Raw genomic sequence first — 17,238 nt, forward strand, 5'->3', positions numbered from 1 at the left:
TTATCCTCAAGCCAGTTCACCGGTCTTCAACAAAGTGTCGAGACGGCCCTGATTTTCCAGCGCGTAAAGATCGTCGCATCCCCCGACATGGGTACTTCCGATAAAGATCTGCGGAAATGTGGTCCGGCCATTGGCGCGCGCCAGCATCTCCTGGCGGGCCGACGGCTCCATCGACGCATTATATTCGACGAAGGCCACGCCCTTTTCAGACAAAAGCCCCTTGGCAGCCGTGCAATAGCCGCAACCATTACGCGTATAGATAGTGACATCGACCATTCGAATACTCCGGTTCGCCTCTATATAGTCATCAAAACTTCGGGCGAAAAGACCCGTTCTTTGCGCGCGAACCGCCTCATGCGGACAATTCTTGCCCCAGAACCCGGCCAAATGTGAGAACATCGACTTTCGATGCCCCGCCTCTCAGCAAGGCGCGTGATGCTGCCTTGACGGTCGCTCCGGTTGTGTAGACGTCGTCGATCAGCAGGACATTGCGCCCGCGCACCGTGATCTCCTGCGCCTCCGGAACCTTGAATGCACCGCGCACGTTCGCGGCCCGTTCCTTTGCGCCAAGACCAACCTGCTGCCGGGTTTGCCGGACGCGCACCAAAGCATCCGGGTCGAACGGCTTGCTGCTCAACCTCGCCAGGTGGCGGGCGAGTTCGGCCGATTGATTGAACCGGCGGAGCCAATATCGACGCGCATGGAGCGGCACCGGCACGATGACATCGCACTCACTCAAGAGTTCACTGCCGGCTCGCAGCATCCACCGCGCCATCCACGGCCCAAGGTCGGTCCGGTCATTGTACTTGAGACGATGGACCATATCGCGGATGACTCCCTCATGCATGGCGACGGAACGGGCGCGGTAGAACGGCGGTGGATCTGCGATGGCTTCCGCTGACAGGATCTCAGCGCCAAGGTCATGGCTGAAGGGAATGCCGAGCACCGGGCAATAGGGCCTTTCTATGAAACGCACCTTTTGCCAGCATGCGCCACACAGCGTTCCGGGCTCCGCGACATGCCTGTCGCAACCTGCACATACGGGTGGAAACAGCAGCCGGAACAGCTGGTCGGTAGCGGCGCGTGTTAAGAGACGCATAGTCGATCCAAGAGTTTTCATTGCAATTCGATCCAAGGCGACGCATCTACCGTGCAGACTATACAGAGATCAGAGAAATTCGGAATGGATCGGCACCAGGTCTTCGACCGCAATCTACTGCTGGCAAGACGCCTGCGGGCATTCAAGCAGCACGGCAATGCAGCCGATTTCCTGCTTGCCCGAGCCGCCGAGGATCTGGAAGAACGCCTGTCCGCGGTCGAGCGCACATTCGACATCGCCGTTGACCTTGCCAGCCATACGGGCCTTGCGGCGCAGGCGTTGCAGCGATCCGGAAAGGCGGGTTCAATTGTGCGCATCGAGCAGGCACAGCCGTTTCTGGATCGTGCGCTTCCCGCGATTGTCGCCGATGAAGAGGTCCTGCCGCTGAAAGCCGCGAGCGTCGACCTGATCGTGTCGTTGCTCTCCCTGCACATGACCAACGACACCCCGGGCACGCTGTTGCAAATTCGCAGGACACTGAAACCGGATGGTCTTTTCCTCGGCGCAATGGCCGGTGAGAACACGCTTGCCGAACTTCGCGAGTGTCTGCTCGTCGCGGAGAGCGAAGTCTTCGGCGGAGCTTCGCCGCGCGTCGCGCCCTTTGCCGACGTCCGTGATGCCGGCGGCCTGCTGCAGCGCGCCGGCTTTACCCTGCCCGTGACGGACATAGAAACCTATACGGTTCGCTATGATTCGGCCTTCGCCCTGATGCGTGACCTGCGCGCCATGGGCATGCAGAATGTGCTGATCGGGCGTTCGCGCCGCCCCATGACCCGGCATTTCTTCACGCGGGTTGCCGAAATCTACGCCGAACGCTTCAGCGATCCAGATGGCCGGATAAGAGCGACATTTTCATTCATCTGGATGTCCGGCTGGGCCGCGCACGAGTCACAGCAGAAGCCGTTGAAACCTGGCTCAGCCAAGGCCTCGCTGGCCGGCTTCCTGAAGGACGTGGAATCACTCCAGAAGAAATAGCCGTCAGCAGTCGCCGGTCTTTGTTCCATCGCTGTGAAGAATGCAGACAGCATTTGGCGCCCGCTGCAGCACGCTGCGGCGTTCCGTATAGATGGACGGCGCGGGATCGGCTTTGCGGATCGAGCCCGTTGCCATCTCGTCGAGGGAGCGTCCGGCCGAATAGTCGACCACGGCCTGTGTGCCGCGATCGGCAAGCGGCGCGATGATCAGTGCCAGCGCGATCGCGGCTGATCCAAACAGGAGCGTGATCCGCAAGAGGCCCATTCCTGCGCCCGCGAGAGTTCTCGACAGCGACAACCCATCGTCGCGATAATCATTGTTACGCCCCATGCCCCACCTGAAATACGTTTTCAGAATCGCATAAAAGTCGCTCAATCAGGTGAAGGAGTCATTAACAATTGGCAAAGAATGCAGTTTGCGGTTGAAACGCACGGCCCGATACGAAATTCGCGTCGTGATCTCCGCATCAGGCGCCGGGCGGGCAGCTAGAGGAGATCGATCAGGAAGGGTATGAGCGGAATGTCGGCCGGCGGCATGGGATAGTCGCGCATGTCCTTCGGCTTTACCCATTTCAGGGCCTGGCCCTCCATGGATCGTGGAATGCCTTCATATCGCCTGCAGATGAACAGCGGCATCAGGAGATGGAAGGTTTCGTAGGTATGGCTGGCGAATGTCAGAGGTGCGAGGCAGTCCGGCTTCACCGTGATTCCCAGCTCTTCGTGCAATTCACGGATGAGGCTTGCCTCGGGCGTTTCCCCCGGATCGACCTTGCCGCCCGGAAATTCCCATAGTCCGGCAAGCGACTTGCCCTCAGGGCGTTGAGTCAGCAGCACCCGACCATCGGCATCCACCAACGCACAGGCCGTGACCAGGAGGATAGAATGCGTGTTCATGTGTCAGGTGCCTGTCTGTAAGCGTAGCGATAGGCTTCCTTGAACCCCATCTGTTCATAGAGCGAGATGGCACCGCCATTGGCAAGTTCGACCTGCAGCCAGGCCTTCTTCGCACCATGTTGCAAGGCCCATTTCAACGCCGACTGGATGACGGTTCTTCCCAGCCCGCTTCGCCGCCGGTTTGCCGCGGTTCCGATGTTGAACAAGCCGGCAAGCGTGCCGTCATGCACGCAGATGGCGGTGGAAACCGGCACCGATCCATCTTCGATGACGAACAGGCCCTTGGACGGGCGGATCGCATTGATGACCTCGAACAGACCCGGTTTCAGCGCAGAATTCTCACCCTGGACCTTGAGCGCGGCATCGATGAAACGGCCGATATCCTTCAGCGGTATCTGGTCGAGCGCATTGGAGAGATCGACATGGGCGAGATCGGCAGTCATGACCATCGATTCATCGAAGCGCTTCCACCCCTGCTGCTCGAGATAGTCGTCGAGTGCTTTGGGCGCGAGCGGCGATTGCCGGAATATCGGGGGCCTGCCATAGGCGCGAAATCGCTGGGCGGCACGCTCCACCCGCTGTTCCATGTTATCGGTGTCGCCGGGGTCGAGCGGATTGACGGAGTTCAGTCGCTTCGAGGGATGACTGGCCGTCATGCGAATGGCCCAGCTCCCGTCATAATGCACAGACGAAGCAGGCCAGGCCCGGAATCCGACCGCCTCGATCTGCCTGATCTGCGCTAGCTGCATACGTGATCCTTCGAGAGCAGTTCAGCTGCGATAGTCGCCGTTGATTGCCACATATTCCTTGGTCAGGTCGCAGGTCCAAACGGTTGCCTTGCCTTTGCCGAGGCCAATATCCACACGAATCTCGATGTCATCATTCTTCATGTAGGCGGACGTCGCCTCTTCCGAATAGTCCGGATCGCGCTCGCCGTCGCGGGCAACGCGAATATCGCCAAACCAGATGGCGAGGCGATCCCGATCGGCCGGCTCACCAGCCTTGCCGACCGCCATGACCACACGGCCCCAATTGGCATCCTCACCAGCTGCGGCCGTCTTGACGAGCGGCGAATTGGCAATGGACAAGGCAATTCTCTTGGCCGACCGCGCGGACGCCGCGCCAGTTACCGTGATCTCCAGCATCTTGCGCGCGCCCTCGCCGTCGCGCACGACCTGCAGGGCAAGGCTCTTCAGCACACGATCAAGCGCCTTGCCGAAATCCCGCAACCGCCTGTCCTTGAATTCTGTCACGGGTTCGGCGCCGCGTTCCGCGGCCGACCCGGTCGCAAACAGCAGCAAGGTATCGGAAGTCGAAGTATCGCTGTCGACAGTGACGGAGTTGAAACTCTTGCCGACGGATTTGGACAGCAGCTGTTGCAGGACATCCGATTCGATCGGCGCGTCCGTCGCGACAAAGGAAAGCATGGTTGCCATGTCCGGCGCAATCATCCCGGCGCCCTTGGCGATGCCGTTGATCGTCACCGGGACGCCTCCAAGAAGTACGGTTTCTGTCGCGACCTTGGGAAATGTGTCGGTGGTCATGATGGCGCTGGCGGCCTCCTGCCAGCGCTCCGGAAGCGCCTCCCTGGTCATACCATCGAGGAGATGGCTGAACTTTCCGGCATCTAGCGGCTCACCGATGACGCCCGTCGAAGCAAGAAAGACCTCATCAGGCTTGCAACCGGCCGCCTTTGCCGCCGCGGCTGCTGTCATCCTGGTCGATTCCCGGCCCTTTTTGCCCGTAAAGGCATTGGCATTGCCGGAATTGACGACGACGGTACGCGCTTTGCCGCCTGTCAGGCTTTCGCGGCAGAAATCCACCGCAGCCGAGGGGCATTTGGACTTGGTGAAGACGCCGGCGACCGCTGCAGGCTTGTCAAAAACCATCATCAGCACGTCGGTCCGGCCCTTGTATTTGATACCGGCTTCGGCCGTTGCGATCCTTACCCCGCGAATTTCCGGCATCGCCGGATAGTGCTTCGGTGCCAGAGGGGAGACGGATGTCGACATCGGTAACCTCGAAAGAATGTGCTTCGCAACGGTGGGGCGTGAATATGGAAGAAAAGGCCCGGCAAGCCGGGCCTTCGCAGGATTACTGCTGCGCTTCGGTCGCGGCCTTGATCGCCTTTTCCGTTTCCGGATCGGCAAACTCGACCTTCAGATCACCGCGGTCCTTCTTGACCAGTTCGATGTAGCGCTCGCGAATCAGGATGGACTTTACCTGTTCCTTCACCTGGTCGAATGCCGGCGGCTGCTGCGCACGCTTGTCTTCGAGCTTGATGATGTGGAACCCGAACTGGGTCTGTACCGGCTCCTTGGTATATTTGCCGATCTCGAGAGCCGTGGCGGCCTTCTCGAATTCCGGTACCATCTGGCCAGGGCCGAAGTAGCCGAGGTCACCGCCCTGTGCGGCCGAACCGTCGGTTGACTTTTCCTTGGCGACGTCTTCGAAGGAAGCACCACCGTCGAGCTGCTTGATGATCGCTTCGGCCTCTTCCTTGGTCTTTACCAGGATATGACGTGCACGAACTTCATTCTGGGGCGGCATTGCCGCGATTTCCTTGTCGTAGCGGGCACGGATATCGGCGTCGGTGATCTTGTCCACGACCTGCTGCTTGAAATAGTCATTGTGCAGGGCGCGATCGCGCAGGAACTGCATGCGAGCCTTGAAGTCCGATGTCTGGTCCAGCTTCTCGGCTTCGGCCTTGGCTGCCAGCGACTTGATGTCGATGATTGCAGCCAAAGCGGCCAAACGCCGCTGGTCGTCGGGCAGACGTGCAAACTGCGGGTCGAGGTCTGCAGAAATCTGGTCGACTTCCTTGGCCGTAATCTTGGCGCCGTCGATCGTCACCAATACTTTGTCAGGATCCACCTTGGCAGCTGCAGGGGACGCCGGATCGGTCTTTGCGGCATCCGTTTTGCCGGCGTCCTGGGCCATTGCCACAGAGGAAATACCGGTAAAAAATACAGCAGCAGTCATAAATGAAAGGGTTTTACGCAATTGGTTCATGGGTCAATTTCTCCTTGGGAGACCGGTACGGGCTATGATTACGGCAGAATTTTGCCATGAAGGAGCAATCAACTGCTATGCGCTTCTACATTGACATCATTCGAGCCCCCTCTTATCTGTCCATCGGCTTTGCGTCCAGACAGATAAGCTTATAGATTTGGCTTGTGTCCGTACTGTATCAGGCATTTTCGATGCCTTGCGGCGGATGCCTCAAATGCCGGGCAATCCTGGCAAAACGAATTAGAGAGGACCAGGGATGGTCAGTTTCGGCGGCCTCGCCCGCAAGATTTTCGGCTCCTCCAATGAGCGCCGTGTCAAGAGCTTCAAGCCCCGCGTTGACGCGATCAATGCGCTTGAAGCAGAAATTTCATCGCTCACCGACGAGCAGCTGAAAGCGAAGACTGCCGAGTTTCGTGCACGTCTCGCCGAGGGAACGAAGCTTGACGACCTGCTCGTACCGGCGTTTGCCGTCGTGCGTGAAGCGGCCAAGCGGGTTCTCGGCATGCGTCCCTTCGATGTGCAGCTCATTGGCGGCATGGTCCTGCACAATGGCGGCATCTCGGAAATGCGCACCGGTGAAGGCAAGACGCTGGTTGCGACCTTGCCGGTCTATCTCAATGCCCTTGAAAGCAAAGGCGTCCATGTCGTCACTGTGAATGACTATCTGGCTACGCGCGATGCGCACTGGATGGGCCAGATCTACAACTTCCTCGGCCTGACCTACGGCATCATCGTCCATGGTCTTGATGACGAGGAGCGTGCCAAGGCCTACAACGCCGACATTACCTACGCGACCAATAACGAACTGGGCTTCGATTACCTGCGCGACAACATGAAGTATGAGCGCGCGCAGATGGTTCAGCGGCCGCATCACTATGCGATCGTCGACGAAGTCGATTCGATCCTTGTCGATGAAGCACGCACGCCGCTGATCATTTCCGGTCCGCTGGACGATCGTTCCGACTTCTACAATCTCATCGATACGTTCATCCTGCCGTTGACGCCGGAAGACTACGAAATCGATGAAAAGCAGAAGACTGCGATTTTCACCGAGGAAGGCACCGAAAAGCTCGAGAACCTGCTCAAGGCCGCCGGACATCTCAAGGGCGAAGGCCTCTACGACATCGAGAACGTTGCCGTCGTCCATCACGTCAACAATGCGCTGCGTGCCCACAGGCTTTTCCAGAAGGACAAGGACTACATTGTTCGCAACGATGAAATCGTCATCATCGACGAATTCACCGGCCGCATGATGCCGGGCCGCCGCTTCTCGGAGGGTCTGCACCAGGCTCTCGAGGCGAAGGAGCATGTGACGATCCAGCCGGAAAACCAGACGCTGGCTTCAATCACCTTCCAGAACTATTTCCGCATGTACAAGAAGCTCGCCGGCATGACCGGTACGGCCTCCACGGAAGCGGAAGAATTCGGCAACATCTATGGCCTCGAGGTTACGGAGATTCCGACCAACCTTCCCGTTCAGCGTCTGGACGAGGATGACGAGGTCTACCGGACGGCCGAGGAAAAGTACAAGGCCATCATTCGCGATATTCGCGAAGCCAGTGCCAAGGGTCAGCCCATCCTCGTCGGCACCACTTCTATCGAGAAGTCGGAACAATTGGCGGATCGCCTGCGCCAGGAAGGCTTCAAGGACTTCCAGGTCCTCAATGCGCGTTACCATGAACAGGAAGCCTATATCGTCGCGCAGGCGGGTGTCCCGGGTGCCATCACGATCGCGACGAATATGGCAGGCCGCGGTACCGACATCCAGCTCGGCGGCAACCTCGACATGCGCATCAAGCAAGAGCTTGACGACATGCCGGATGGTGCCGAGCGCAAGGCCAAGGAAGCAGCCATTCGCGAGGACATCGCCCGCCTGAAGGAAAAGGCGCTCGCTGCCGGCGGCCTCTACGTTCTTGCCACCGAACGGCATGAAAGCCGCCGCATCGACAACCAGCTGCGCGGCCGTTCCGGTCGTCAGGGCGATCCCGGCCGTTCGAAATTCTTCCTGTCGCTGCAGGACGACCTCATGCGCATCTTCGGGTCCGAGCGCATGGACGGAATGCTGCAGAAGCTTGGCCTCAAGGAGGACGAAGCCATCGTCCATCCCTGGATCAACAAGGCGCTTGAAAAGGCGCAGAAGAAGGTTGAAGCGCGCAACTTCGATATCCGCAAGAACCTGCTCAAATATGATGACGTGATGAACGATCAGCGCAAGGTGATCTTCGAGCAGCGCATCGAGCTGATGGACAGCAAGGATCTCAGCGAAACCACCAAGGAAATGCGCGAAGATGTGGTCGATGACATGATCTCGCGTCATACGCCGGAAGGCGCCTATGCCGAGCAGTGGAATATCAAGCAGCTCGACGAGGATGTGCGCAATATTCTCAATCTCGATCTGCCCGTGACCGAATGGGCGCTCGAGGATGGCATCACACCGGATGACATCCGGGAGCGCCTGACCGAAAACGTCGAGAAGGCGGCAGCCGACCGCGCGGAACGCTTCGGCCCCGAGATCATGGCCTATGTCGAGAAGTCTGTCATCCTCCAGACGCTCGACGCGCTTTGGCGCGAACACCTCGTCAACCTGGACCATTTGCGCTCCGTCGTCGGCTTCCGCGGCTATGCGCAACGCGATCCGCTGAACGAATACAAGACAGAAGGTTTCGAGCTCTTCCAGACCATGCTGGTCAACCTGCGCCAGAACGTGACGTCACAGTTGATGCGTGTCGAGATCGTCCGCGAGGCAGCAAGTGCTCCCGAGCCCGCCCTCCCTGTCATGGAAGGCCATCATATCGATGGCTTTACCGGAGAGGATGATTTCGGCGAAGGCAGCATGCTGGCCGTCCAGGAGGATCTGCGGGTGGTCGATCCTGCCGATCGCGATCCCAACAATCCGCAAACCTGGGGCAAGATTGGCCGCAACGAGGCCTGCCCTTGCGGCTCCGGCAAGAAATACAAGCATTGCCACGGCGCATTCGTCTGATTGTCCAAGGCCGCGTTCAGAACGCGGCCTTTTTCTTTGATCGCCCTTTCCCCGTCGCCTCTCCCCACTCGCAATTGGTGGGACGGCAGCCCTTCTGCCGGGTGAACATTCCCGGCAGAACGCTGGCATTGTCCGTTGACTTTTCGAACCGTTTCTAAAGGTTTACGGATTATAGGGTCGGGCATAGGAAACGAGTGGAGCTGCCCTTGGGAATTTCTGCGGCGAGAACTGCAGACCGGCTACTGCCGGAAAGACTGTCACAGCAGCTTCGTCCCTGGCTTCTTCGCCTGGATCAGGTGCTTGACGGGTCAACCGAACACGCCGTTGCACAGCGGGTCTCGCTGATCGCCTTCCTGGTGCGACTCGTCAGTGCCGCCATCGCTCTTGTCTCACAGGTAATCTTCGCACGCTGGATGGGCCAGTTCGAATACGGCATCTTCGTCCTGGTATGGGTAACGGTGGTGATCCTCGGCAATCTTTCATGCCTTGGCTTCCAGACCACGGTCATCCGGTTCGTGCCCGAATATCTCGAGCGCCAGCAACTCGATCATTTGCGCGGCATCCTGTTCACCAGCAAGGCATTCGCACTGAGCCTGACGACCTGCATCGCCGTGATCGGCGCGGCCGGGGTTTACTTGTTTCGGAACAGCATTGAATCCTACTACGTTGCCCCCTTCATCATCGGCTTCATCTGCCTGCCGATGATTGCGCTCGGTGATACGCTCGACGGCACGGCAAGGTCGAGGTCCTGGGCGCTTGTCGCCCTCACTCCCACCTATATCATCCGCCCGGTGCTGACCCTTGTGGTGATGAGCATCGCGCACGTCACGGGCTTTGCCCCGACGGCAGTGGTTGCCGTCGTATCGGCGATCATCGCGACGTATACGACGACGCTCCTGCAATTGTTGGTGGTGAACCACCGGTTCAAAGGCGTTGTGGCACCAGGAGCGAGGCAGATCCGCTTTGGCGAATGGTTCGCCGTATCACTGCCGATTTTCCTGGTCGAAGGCTTTTTCTTCCTGCTGACCAATGCCGACGTACTGATGGTTGGCCGCTATCTGGCACCTGAAAAGGTCGCGACCTATTTCGCAACTGTGAAACTGCTCGCTCTTGTGCATTTCGTCTATTTCTCCGTCAAGGCCGGCGCTGCCCAGCGTTATTCGGAACTCATGCATACCCATGACCACGACCAGTTGGCGCAGTTTGCCCGTGACACGGCACGTTGGACCTTTTGGCCGTCGCTGGCGATGGCGATCGTCCTGCTCCTGCTCGGCAAGCCGCTGCTTTACCTGTTCGGTGCCCAATTCACCGACGGCTATCCATTGCTGTTCGTGCTGGTGATCGGCGTCGTCGCCCGCGCTTCGGTCGGACCGGCCGAGAGCTTGCTCAATATGGCGGGCAAACAGAAAATCTGCGCCGCCGTTTACGCCGTCACACTGATTGTTAACATCTGCCTCAGCATTCTGCTGATCCCGGTCTATGGTCTCGCCGGTGCCGCATGCGCGACAGCCTTCTCCATGGTTTTTGAGGCGGTGACGCTGGCCTTGACCGTCTACAATCGCTTGAATATCAACATGTTCGTATTTGCCGGCAGGACGAGTGCAAGACCTGCCAAGGAAGAAATCTGATGGCAGCCATACCGCTCCTCGAAGAATTGGCCGGAGGACCCTCGGCACAAATCATCGCGCAGCTTTCGGGATTCGATGCGTCCCCCGATGCGGCCAAGCAGATCGAGGAAACACTGGGCAATCGCGGCGTTCCCCGCAAGCTGTCGGTCTATTCCGCCTCCGCTGGCTTCGAGCTTTTGCAGGAACTGGACTATCTCACCTATCGCACGGTCGAGCCCAACATCTTCTTCCACCCGCGCTTCCTGGCACCGGCCATGCCCCGTCTCGATGACAGGCAGGTCCGTTTCATGGTGATGCGCGATGAAAATGACGTAAAGAGCCGTCTGCGCTTTCTCATGCCCTATACCATCGAGCGGCCGGGCTTTACCGTATCTGCCTCGATCATCCGCTCCTGGGCGACACCGTTCGGGCCGCAGGGAACACCCCTCATCGACCGTGACGACCCGCTTGGGGTACTCAACGATCTCTTCGACATGCTGGCTCGCAAACATCTCAAGTTTCCGGAGATCCTGGTCTTGCCGGACATGCTGCTGAACCGTACGGCGGCACAGCTTATCCGAGCCGTCGCCATGGACCGCAACCTTCCGCTGACGACCGTCAACCAGGTCGAGCGGCCGTTCCTCGACAGCGACAAGGAAGGCGACGACTACTTGCGGGCCGCCATTGGTACCCGCCATGCCAAGGAATACCGCCGGCTATGGCGCCGCCTTTCCGACAAGGGCAAGCTGACCTACCGGGTGAGCCGTAGCGAAGACGACATCCGCGTCAAGCTCGAAGAGTTCCTCGCGCTCGAAGCGAGCGGCTGGAAAGGACAGCGAGGCTCCGCCATGGCGGTCGACCGTTTTCGGGCTGCCTTCGCCCGCGAGGCGGTCAACAACCTCGCCGCACGCGATCTGGCGCGCATCCATACGCTTGAACTTGACGGCAAGACCATTGCCGTCCTGGTCGTCTTCGTCGAAGCCGGAGAGGCATGGACCTGGAAGACCGCCTATGACGAGAGTCTCGCGGCCTATTCGCCGGGCGTTCTCCTGCTGATCGAAATGCTGAAGAATCATCTGGATGACCCCAACATCGACCGGACCGACTCCTGCGCCGTGCCCGACCATCCAGTCGCATCGCGTCTCTTCCAGGAACGTGAAGCAATCGGCACGCTGGTCATCGGACTGACGCCAACCGCCGATCGCGCGGTGCGGCAGGCCGCCTCACAGCTCCACCTCTACCGGCAAACCCAGAACTTCGCCCGCATCGTTCGCGAACGATTGAGGGACTTGACGCGGCGCAAGTAAACTTTTCGGGAACTTGTGCCCGGCCGGGCCGGACGTGGTAGGCTGTCTCGCAGGAAATCGACTTTCAACATCATTGATGCGGTTCCATCCGGATCCGGACATCCTTGCTGGAGGGTTGGACAAGATGCGTATTGCGCTGCTTGTGGCAACGGCATTGCTGATGTTGGCTGGCTGCGCTTCGTCGGGAAACGTCAGCCCGCTGGTATTCTGCGATGCTCCCGGCCAGTTCAAATCCGGCGTCACCACCCATTGCACACCAAGACTTGGCCACAAATACTGAAGTTCCCGCCGAAATTCCCGTTGGAAAGGGTTGAACACATGACACGTATTGCGATGCTTCTGGCAGCGGTCCTGGCATTCTTGCCCGGCTGCACATCCTCCGGCAATGTCAGCCCCCTGGTGTTCTGCGACCGGCCCAGCGATTACGGCGCCAAGGTCTTCACCAACTGCACGCACCGCGTGAACGAATATTGAGGTGCTGTCGGTCAAGGCGTCTTCTCCGGCCCGGATCACCGGTTGCCGGCAGGAGACGAAATGCTCCTGCCGGCATCATGGATTACTGAGGTCTCAGGGACTCCAGTTCATTCAGTCGTTTGAGCGCATCCTGCTGGCGCAGCAGGCCGTAGTTGATGCCGCTGGCATTCAGTGAACTGCCTTCCTGATACGGGAACTGGTTGAAGTCTGCGAAAAACTCCTTGATCTTCCCCTGAACAGGCACGATGAGCCACATGTTTCGCGCCAGGAATTCGATCGCCCCTCCGCCTTCCTCCATGCCCCGTTCATAGGGGTCCATGCGCAGGTTGGCGATCAGCGCCCAGCTCGGGACCTCTCGCGTCGCCGTTGCGATGTTGCCGTGGCTTGCGACGGCGAAGCTCAGCTTCCAGTCGTTCCAGCGTATGGCATTGAGGTTTCCGCCCTGGTCAAAATAGTACACCGAATCGCGAGGACCCGTTGGTACATCGCCCCTGAGGAAAGGCAGGAGATCATATCCGTCCAGGTGCACCTTGAAGTCCTTCGTGCCGGATTTGAATCCCGCTTTCATTTGCTCCTTGAGATCGGTTATACCTGCAGCACTGGCGAAGGTCGGCATCCAGTCCATCAGCGTCACGATGTCGTTGATCTCCGTTCCGGGTTTGACGACCCCGGGCCAGCGAACCATCATCGGAATGCGGAAGCCGCCTTCCCAGGTAGTGCCCTTTTCGCCATGGAACATTGTCTGGGCTCCATCCGGCCACAGGGCCAGTTCCGCACCATTGTCCGTCGTGTAGAGGACGATGGTATTATCGGCAATTCCAAGTGCATCAAGCTGCTCGAGGAGCTGTCCGACGTGGCCGTCATGTTCGGCCATGCCGTCGGCGTGGATGCCCTTGCCGGTTTTGCCCACCGAATCGGGTTTCAGGTGCGTGAACACATGCATGCGGGTTGCATTGAACCAGCAGAAGAACGGCTTTTCCGCCTTTGCCTGGCGATCGATGAAATTCTTGGCAGCTGCAAGGAACTCTTCATCGACCGTCTCCATGCGTTTGGTTGTGAGAGCCCCGGTGTCCTCTATCTTGCCGTCGGCCGTCGACTTGATCACGCCGCGCGGCCCGTATTGTCTCCGAAACGCGGGGTCCTTCGGGTAAAAATAGCCTTCTGGTTCTTCTTCGGCGTTGAGATGATACAAATTGCCGAAAAACTCATCGAAGCCGTGTTTGGTCGGCAGGTGCTGGTCCTGGTCGCCAAGGTGGTTCTTGCCGAATTGGCCCGTGGCATAGCCCTTCGTCTTCATGACATCGGCGATGGTCGGCATCCAGTCCTGGATTCCATGCGGATCTCCCGGCATGCCGATGGTCAAAAGCCCGGTGCGGAAGGGCTCCTGTCCCAGGATGAACGAGGCACGGCCCGCAGTGCAGCTCTGCTGGCCATATGAATCGGTAAAGATCGCGCCCTCTTTCGCGATCCGGTCGATATTGGGCGTACGATATCCCATCATTCCCATTGTATAGGCGCTGATCTGCGGAATACCGATATCGTCACCGAAAATGACCAGGATGTTTGGCGGTTTGCCCGCTCCGGACTGAGCTGACGGCTGCGTTTGCGCTCTGGCACGATCCGTAGTGGACGCGGTTGCCAGCGCAGCAAGCGCCAGAGAACTGCCGGCAAGTAATACACTACGGCGGTTCACGGACGTTTGCTCCATATCTGGCTTGGTTATTTCAGATTCTCTCATCGGATCGGCCTCCCAATATTGAAATATACTGAAGCCAAGCGCGCAAAGTCCGGCAGGGGAAGTTACGTTACAGTAACCCTGTAGGTAACACGCTTGCGTTCGTCAGATGATCTTCCAGCCTTTGGACGCCGAACCTGCGGTGTCCGGAGACCTGCGCGTGCCCGCCAAACATTTGCACTTTATCGTTACCGGCTTTGCCTCGAATCCAGACCCAATCGCACTTTCCGGCGTGCGACATCCAGCGGAACGCCCTGCAGCCACTGATTGTTACAGTTACGTACTAGCGTGTGTAATTTTTCAGTGAAAGCATTCAATGGCTTGAACCGTTCACCCGCTTCGCATCCTGGAACCACCCCGTGAAGAAACCCAATACGATTGCGCGGCGACTGATACCAGCCACACAATTCAGGAGGATTACGATGTCAGTTGCATGGAAAATTGACTTCGGCAGGCTCTGGCAAGCTTGTATTCCGAGCGCCGCGAAGACAAAGACTTCCCTGCTTGCCGGCGCTGCCGTCGCGACCAGCATTGCGTTCTCGCAGTGGGCGGGCGTTCAGCCGGCGATGGCGCAGGAAACTGCAAAACCCAACATTCTCGTCATCTTCGGGGACGATGTCGGCCAGAGCAATATCAGCGCCTACACGCATGGCCTCATGGGCTACAAGACGCCCAATATCGACCGCCTGGCCAAGGAAGGCATGATGTTCACGGATTATTACGCCGAGAACAGCTGCACCGCAGGTCGCTCGACATTCATCACGGGGCAGGTGTGCCTGCGGACGGGCCTGTGCAAGGTTGGCATTCCGGGCGCTACTGTCGGCCTGCAGGACCGCGACGTGACCATTGCCCAGGCGCTGAAGCCACTCGGCTACGCGACTGGCCAGTTCGGCAAGAACCATCTCGGCGACCGTGACGAATACCTGCCGACCAAGCATGGCTTCGACGAATTCTTCGGCAATCTTTACCATCTGAACGCCGAGGAAGAACCCGAACGACCCTACTACCCCAAGAATGACACCGAATTCGTGAAGTCCAACTCGCCGCGCGGCGTTCTGAAGGCGACTGCCGACGGCAAGATCGAAGACACTGGCCCGCTCAGCCGCAAGCGCATGGAAACCGTCGATGACGAGACGACAGCGGCTGCCATAGACTTCATGAAGCGGCAGCACGATGCGGGCAAGCCATTCTTCACCTGGATGAACACGACCCGCATGCACGCATTCACGCATGTGCGGGAGTCGATGCAGGGCCAGAGCGGCATGCCGGGCAACGAGTATGCCGACGGCATGGTCGAGCATGACGGCGACGTCGGCAAGCTGCTGAAGGCGATCGACGACATGGGCATCGCCAACGATACCCTGGTCGTCTACACGACCGACAACGGCCCCAACCAGTGGTCATGGCCTGACGCTGCTGCAACATCGTTCCGAAGCGAGAAAGACACGAACTGGGAAGGCGCGTTCCGCGTACCTGCCTTCGTGCGCTGGCCAGGAAAAGTCCAGCCAGGTTCGATATCCAACGACATGGTATCCGGGCTGGACTGGTTTCCGACACTGCTTGCGGCGGCCGGCGACACCGACGTCAAGGATCGCCTGCTCAAGGGCACCGAACTCGGTGGAAAGCAATCCAAGGTGCATCTGGACGGCTACAACCAGCTTCCCTACCTGACTGGGCAACAGCCGAAGTCGGCGCGGAGCGACTTCTACTACTTCAATGACGATGGCGAACTTGTCGCCTATCGTTACAACGACTGGAAGATCGTCTTCTGCGAACAGCGCGAGCCGGGCGGCTTTACCGTATGGTCCAACCCGTTTACCTGCCTGCGTGCACCGAAGGTGTTCAACCTGCGCATGGATCCCTATGAACGGGCCGACATCGTTTCCGACCAGTACTATGATTGGCTCGCCAAGAACGCCTATCTGATTCAGTACGGCGTCTACCGCGTGGCACCATTCCTGCAGACCTTCAAGGACTATCCGCCCAGCCAGCGGCCGGCAAGCTTCAGCGTCGACCAGATGGTGGCAGCTCTGATGGAGAGCCTCGAAAAATCACCGGCGGCGCCGAAGTAAGCGTCGTATGTGCGTCAAATCGGAAACCCGCCGACGCCAATGCCGGCGGGTTCGCCCGCCAGATGGCGGAGCCAGCCACTGTGAACAAAAATCCTTGAGGCGACCATGACTGCTCGCGACGATATACTCGACCTCGGCAAGCGCATCGGGCAATCGATTATCGGCCAGGATACGATGGTCGAGCGGTTGCTGCTTGGCCTCATTGCCAATGGCCATCTCCTTGTGGAGGGCTTGCCTGGCCTCGCCAAGACGCGGGCAATCAAGAGCCTGGCCAAGAACCTGGACGCCCAGCTGTCACGCGTGCAGTTCACACCCGACCTCCTGCCCGCCGATATCACCGGCTCCGAAATCTATTTCAGCGATGGCGGCAAGGGCGACTTCAAATTCCAGCAGGGACCGATCTTTGCCAATCTGATCCTCGCAGACGAAGTAAACCGCGCGCCGGCGAAAGTGCAGTCTGCCCTGCTTGAAGCAATGGAAGAGCGCCAGGTAACGGTTGGTGGCAAGAGCTATCCCCTGCCCGACCTATTCATGGTGATGGCGACACAAAATCCGATTGAGCAGGAGGGGACATACCCGCTTCCAGAAGCGCAGCTCGACCGGTTTCTGATGCATGTCGAGGTCGGCTATACCGATGAGCAGTCGGAAGCCGAGATCATGCGCCTTGTTCGCAGCGAGGAAAACGAGACGAAGGCAAAATCCGGCAAAACCCTCGAAAAGCTTGACCCCAAGGCGGTCTTCGATGCGCGCTCCGAGGTATCCGGCATTACCGTGTCGAAACCCGTCGAGGACTACATAGTGGCGCTTGTCTTCGCCACGCGCTATCCGGACAAACTCGATGCGGACCTCGCCAAATGGCTGCAGGTTGGCGTCAGTCCCCGTGGCGTCATCGGCCTCGACAAGGTTTCGCGTGCCTATGCCTGGCTCAAGGGCCGGGACTACGTTACGCCCGACGACGTAAAGGCGATCGTCCACGATGTGTTCAGGCACCGGCTGATCCTGTCCTACGAGGCCCATGCGGCCAATATCGGTCCCGACAAGGTCATCGACCGGATTGTCGAACGCGTGGCAGTGGCCTGAG

At 58.9% G+C, this 17,238-nt stretch carries 16 protein-coding genes; 8 read left to right on the forward strand and 8 right to left on the reverse strand.

Going from position 1 to position 17,238, the window contains the following annotated elements; genetic code table 11:
• Positions 1-6: 6 nt before the first annotated feature.
• Together grxC and K9U38_RS16400 are read right to left on the reverse strand one after the other, a co-directional pair.
• Complete coding sequence (gene grxC / locus K9U38_RS16395; protein ID WP_224495426.1) at positions 7-276, reverse strand: glutaredoxin 3; 270 nt, start codon at positions 274-276, stop codon at positions 7-9.
• Between the two features lie 76 nt (positions 277-352).
• Positions 353-1,099: a ComF family protein gene (locus K9U38_RS16400; RefSeq protein WP_224495427.1), complete on the reverse strand. Its 747-nt coding sequence runs from the start codon at positions 1,097-1,099 to the stop codon at positions 353-355.
• An 84-nt stretch (positions 1,100-1,183) separates the two neighbouring features.
• Here K9U38_RS16400 and K9U38_RS16405 point away from each other — a divergent pair, with 84 nt between their 5' ends.
• Positions 1,184-2,074 (forward strand): methyltransferase domain-containing protein, encoded by an 891-nt coding sequence (locus K9U38_RS16405; RefSeq protein ID WP_224495428.1) that lies wholly within the window; start codon positions 1,184-1,186, stop codon positions 2,072-2,074.
• Positions 2,075-2,077: 3 nt separating this feature from the next.
• Here K9U38_RS16405 and K9U38_RS16410 read toward each other — a convergent pair whose 3' ends face one another.
• The 5 genes from K9U38_RS16410 to K9U38_RS16430 all read right to left on the reverse strand — a co-directional run bounded on the left by K9U38_RS16410 (position 2,078) and on the right by K9U38_RS16430 (position 5,979).
• The gene (locus tag K9U38_RS16410; protein WP_224495429.1) at positions 2,078-2,404 is read right to left on the reverse strand and encodes a hypothetical protein; all 327 of its coding nucleotides are present in this window, start codon (positions 2,402-2,404) and stop codon (positions 2,078-2,080) included.
• Between the two features lie 155 nt (positions 2,405-2,559).
• Complete coding sequence (locus K9U38_RS16415; RefSeq protein ID WP_224495430.1) at positions 2,560-2,967, reverse strand: (deoxy)nucleoside triphosphate pyrophosphohydrolase; 408 nt, start codon at positions 2,965-2,967, stop codon at positions 2,560-2,562.
• The gene (locus tag K9U38_RS16420) at positions 2,964-3,716 is read right to left on the reverse strand and encodes a GNAT family N-acetyltransferase (protein ID WP_224495431.1); all 753 of its coding nucleotides are present in this window, start codon (positions 3,714-3,716) and stop codon (positions 2,964-2,966) included. Before K9U38_RS16420 ends, K9U38_RS16415 begins: the two co-directional genes overlap by 4 nt.
• A 21-nt stretch (positions 3,717-3,737) precedes the next feature.
• Entirely contained in the window at positions 3,738-4,979 is a 1,242-nt protein-coding gene (argJ, locus tag K9U38_RS16425; RefSeq protein WP_224495432.1) for a bifunctional glutamate N-acetyltransferase/amino-acid acetyltransferase ArgJ, read from the reverse strand.
• 82 nt (positions 4,980-5,061) lie between these two features.
• On the reverse strand, positions 5,062-5,979 hold the full coding sequence (locus K9U38_RS16430) for a peptidylprolyl isomerase (RefSeq protein ID WP_370631968.1): 918 nt from the start codon (positions 5,977-5,979) through the stop codon (positions 5,062-5,064).
• 256 nt (positions 5,980-6,235) lie between these two features.
• Between K9U38_RS16430 and secA the strand changes: the two genes are divergently transcribed.
• The 5 genes from secA to K9U38_RS16455 all read left to right on the forward strand — a co-directional run bounded on the left by secA (position 6,236) and on the right by K9U38_RS16455 (position 12,350).
• A complete protein-coding gene (gene secA, locus K9U38_RS16435; protein WP_224495433.1) occupies positions 6,236-8,962 on the forward strand; it encodes a preprotein translocase subunit SecA in 2,727 nt (908 codons plus the stop codon).
• Positions 8,963-9,168: 206 nt separating this feature from the next.
• Complete coding sequence (locus tag K9U38_RS16440; protein WP_224495434.1) at positions 9,169-10,590, forward strand: lipopolysaccharide biosynthesis protein; 1,422 nt, start codon at positions 9,169-9,171, stop codon at positions 10,588-10,590.
• Complete coding sequence (gene bspF, locus K9U38_RS16445) at positions 10,590-11,876, forward strand: type IV secretion system effector crotonyl transferase BspF (RefSeq protein WP_224495435.1); 1,287 nt, start codon at positions 10,590-10,592, stop codon at positions 11,874-11,876. Before K9U38_RS16440 ends, bspF begins: the two co-directional genes overlap by 1 nt.
• 124 nt (positions 11,877-12,000) lie before the next feature.
• Positions 12,001-12,156, forward strand: a complete 156-nt coding sequence (locus K9U38_RS16450) for a hypothetical protein (protein ID WP_224495436.1) — start codon at positions 12,001-12,003, stop codon at positions 12,154-12,156.
• Positions 12,157-12,194: 38 nt separating this feature from the next.
• Positions 12,195-12,350 carry a hypothetical protein gene (locus tag K9U38_RS16455; RefSeq protein ID WP_224495437.1) on the forward strand — a complete coding sequence of 52 codons (156 nt, stop codon included), beginning with the start codon at positions 12,195-12,197 and terminating at the stop codon, positions 12,348-12,350.
• An 82-nt stretch (positions 12,351-12,432) separates the two neighbouring features.
• Here the strand turns inward: K9U38_RS16455 and K9U38_RS16460 are convergent, their stop codons facing one another.
• Positions 12,433-14,088, reverse strand: a complete 1,656-nt coding sequence (locus tag K9U38_RS16460; RefSeq protein WP_224495438.1) for an arylsulfatase — start codon at positions 14,086-14,088, stop codon at positions 12,433-12,435.
• 419 nt (positions 14,089-14,507) lie between these two features.
• Here K9U38_RS16460 and K9U38_RS16465 point away from each other — a divergent pair, with 419 nt between their 5' ends.
• Together K9U38_RS16465 and K9U38_RS16470 are read left to right on the forward strand one after the other, a co-directional pair.
• Positions 14,508-16,157 carry an arylsulfatase gene (locus tag K9U38_RS16465; RefSeq protein ID WP_224495439.1) on the forward strand — a complete coding sequence of 550 codons (1,650 nt, stop codon included), beginning with the start codon at positions 14,508-14,510 and terminating at the stop codon, positions 16,155-16,157.
• 105 nt (positions 16,158-16,262) lie between these two features.
• A complete protein-coding gene (locus tag K9U38_RS16470; RefSeq protein ID WP_224495440.1) occupies positions 16,263-17,237 on the forward strand; it encodes an AAA family ATPase in 975 nt (324 codons plus the stop codon).
• Position 17,238 lies beyond the last annotated feature (1 nt).

Source organism: Phyllobacterium lublinensis, assembly GCF_020164435.1.
Taxonomy (GTDB): Bacteria; Pseudomonadota; Alphaproteobacteria; order Rhizobiales; family Rhizobiaceae; genus Phyllobacterium; species Phyllobacterium lublinensis.

What these genes read in the sequence shown, in the direction of transcription:
- argJ (WP_224495432.1), bottom strand. Translation starts at nt 4,979, where the DNA reads ATGTCGACATCCGTCTCCCCTCTGGCACCGAAGCACTATCCGGCGATG.
- grxC (WP_224495426.1), bottom strand. Translation starts at nt 276, where the DNA reads ATGGTCGATGTCACTATCTATACGCGTAATGGTTGCGGCTATTGCACG.
- K9U38_RS16460 (WP_224495438.1), bottom strand. Translation starts at nt 14,088, where the DNA reads ATGAGAGAATCTGAAATAACCAAGCCAGATATGGAGCAAACGTCCGTG.
- K9U38_RS16410 (WP_224495429.1), bottom strand. Translation starts at nt 2,404, where the DNA reads ATGGGGCGTAACAATGATTATCGCGACGATGGGTTGTCGCTGTCGAGA.
- secA (WP_224495433.1), top strand. Translation starts at nt 6,236, where the DNA reads ATGGTCAGTTTCGGCGGCCTCGCCCGCAAGATTTTCGGCTCCTCCAAT.
- K9U38_RS16400 (WP_224495427.1), bottom strand. Translation starts at nt 1,099, where the DNA reads ATGCGTCTCTTAACACGCGCCGCTACCGACCAGCTGTTCCGGCTGCTG.
- K9U38_RS16415 (WP_224495430.1), bottom strand. Translation starts at nt 2,967, where the DNA reads ATGAACACGCATTCTATCCTCCTGGTCACGGCCTGTGCGTTGGTGGAT.
- K9U38_RS16465 (WP_224495439.1), top strand. Translation starts at nt 14,508, where the DNA reads ATGTCAGTTGCATGGAAAATTGACTTCGGCAGGCTCTGGCAAGCTTGT.
- K9U38_RS16470 (WP_224495440.1), top strand. Translation starts at nt 16,263, where the DNA reads ATGACTGCTCGCGACGATATACTCGACCTCGGCAAGCGCATCGGGCAA.
- K9U38_RS16455 (WP_224495437.1), top strand. Translation starts at nt 12,195, where the DNA reads ATGACACGTATTGCGATGCTTCTGGCAGCGGTCCTGGCATTCTTGCCC.
- K9U38_RS16420 (WP_224495431.1), bottom strand. Translation starts at nt 3,716, where the DNA reads ATGCAGCTAGCGCAGATCAGGCAGATCGAGGCGGTCGGATTCCGGGCC.
- K9U38_RS16430 (WP_370631968.1), bottom strand. Translation starts at nt 5,979, where the DNA reads ATGAACCAATTGCGTAAAACCCTTTCATTTATGACTGCTGCTGTATTT.
- K9U38_RS16450 (WP_224495436.1), top strand. Translation starts at nt 12,001, where the DNA reads ATGCGTATTGCGCTGCTTGTGGCAACGGCATTGCTGATGTTGGCTGGC.
- K9U38_RS16405 (WP_224495428.1), top strand. Translation starts at nt 1,184, where the DNA reads ATGGATCGGCACCAGGTCTTCGACCGCAATCTACTGCTGGCAAGACGC.
- bspF (WP_224495435.1), top strand. Translation starts at nt 10,590, where the DNA reads ATGGCAGCCATACCGCTCCTCGAAGAATTGGCCGGAGGACCCTCGGCA.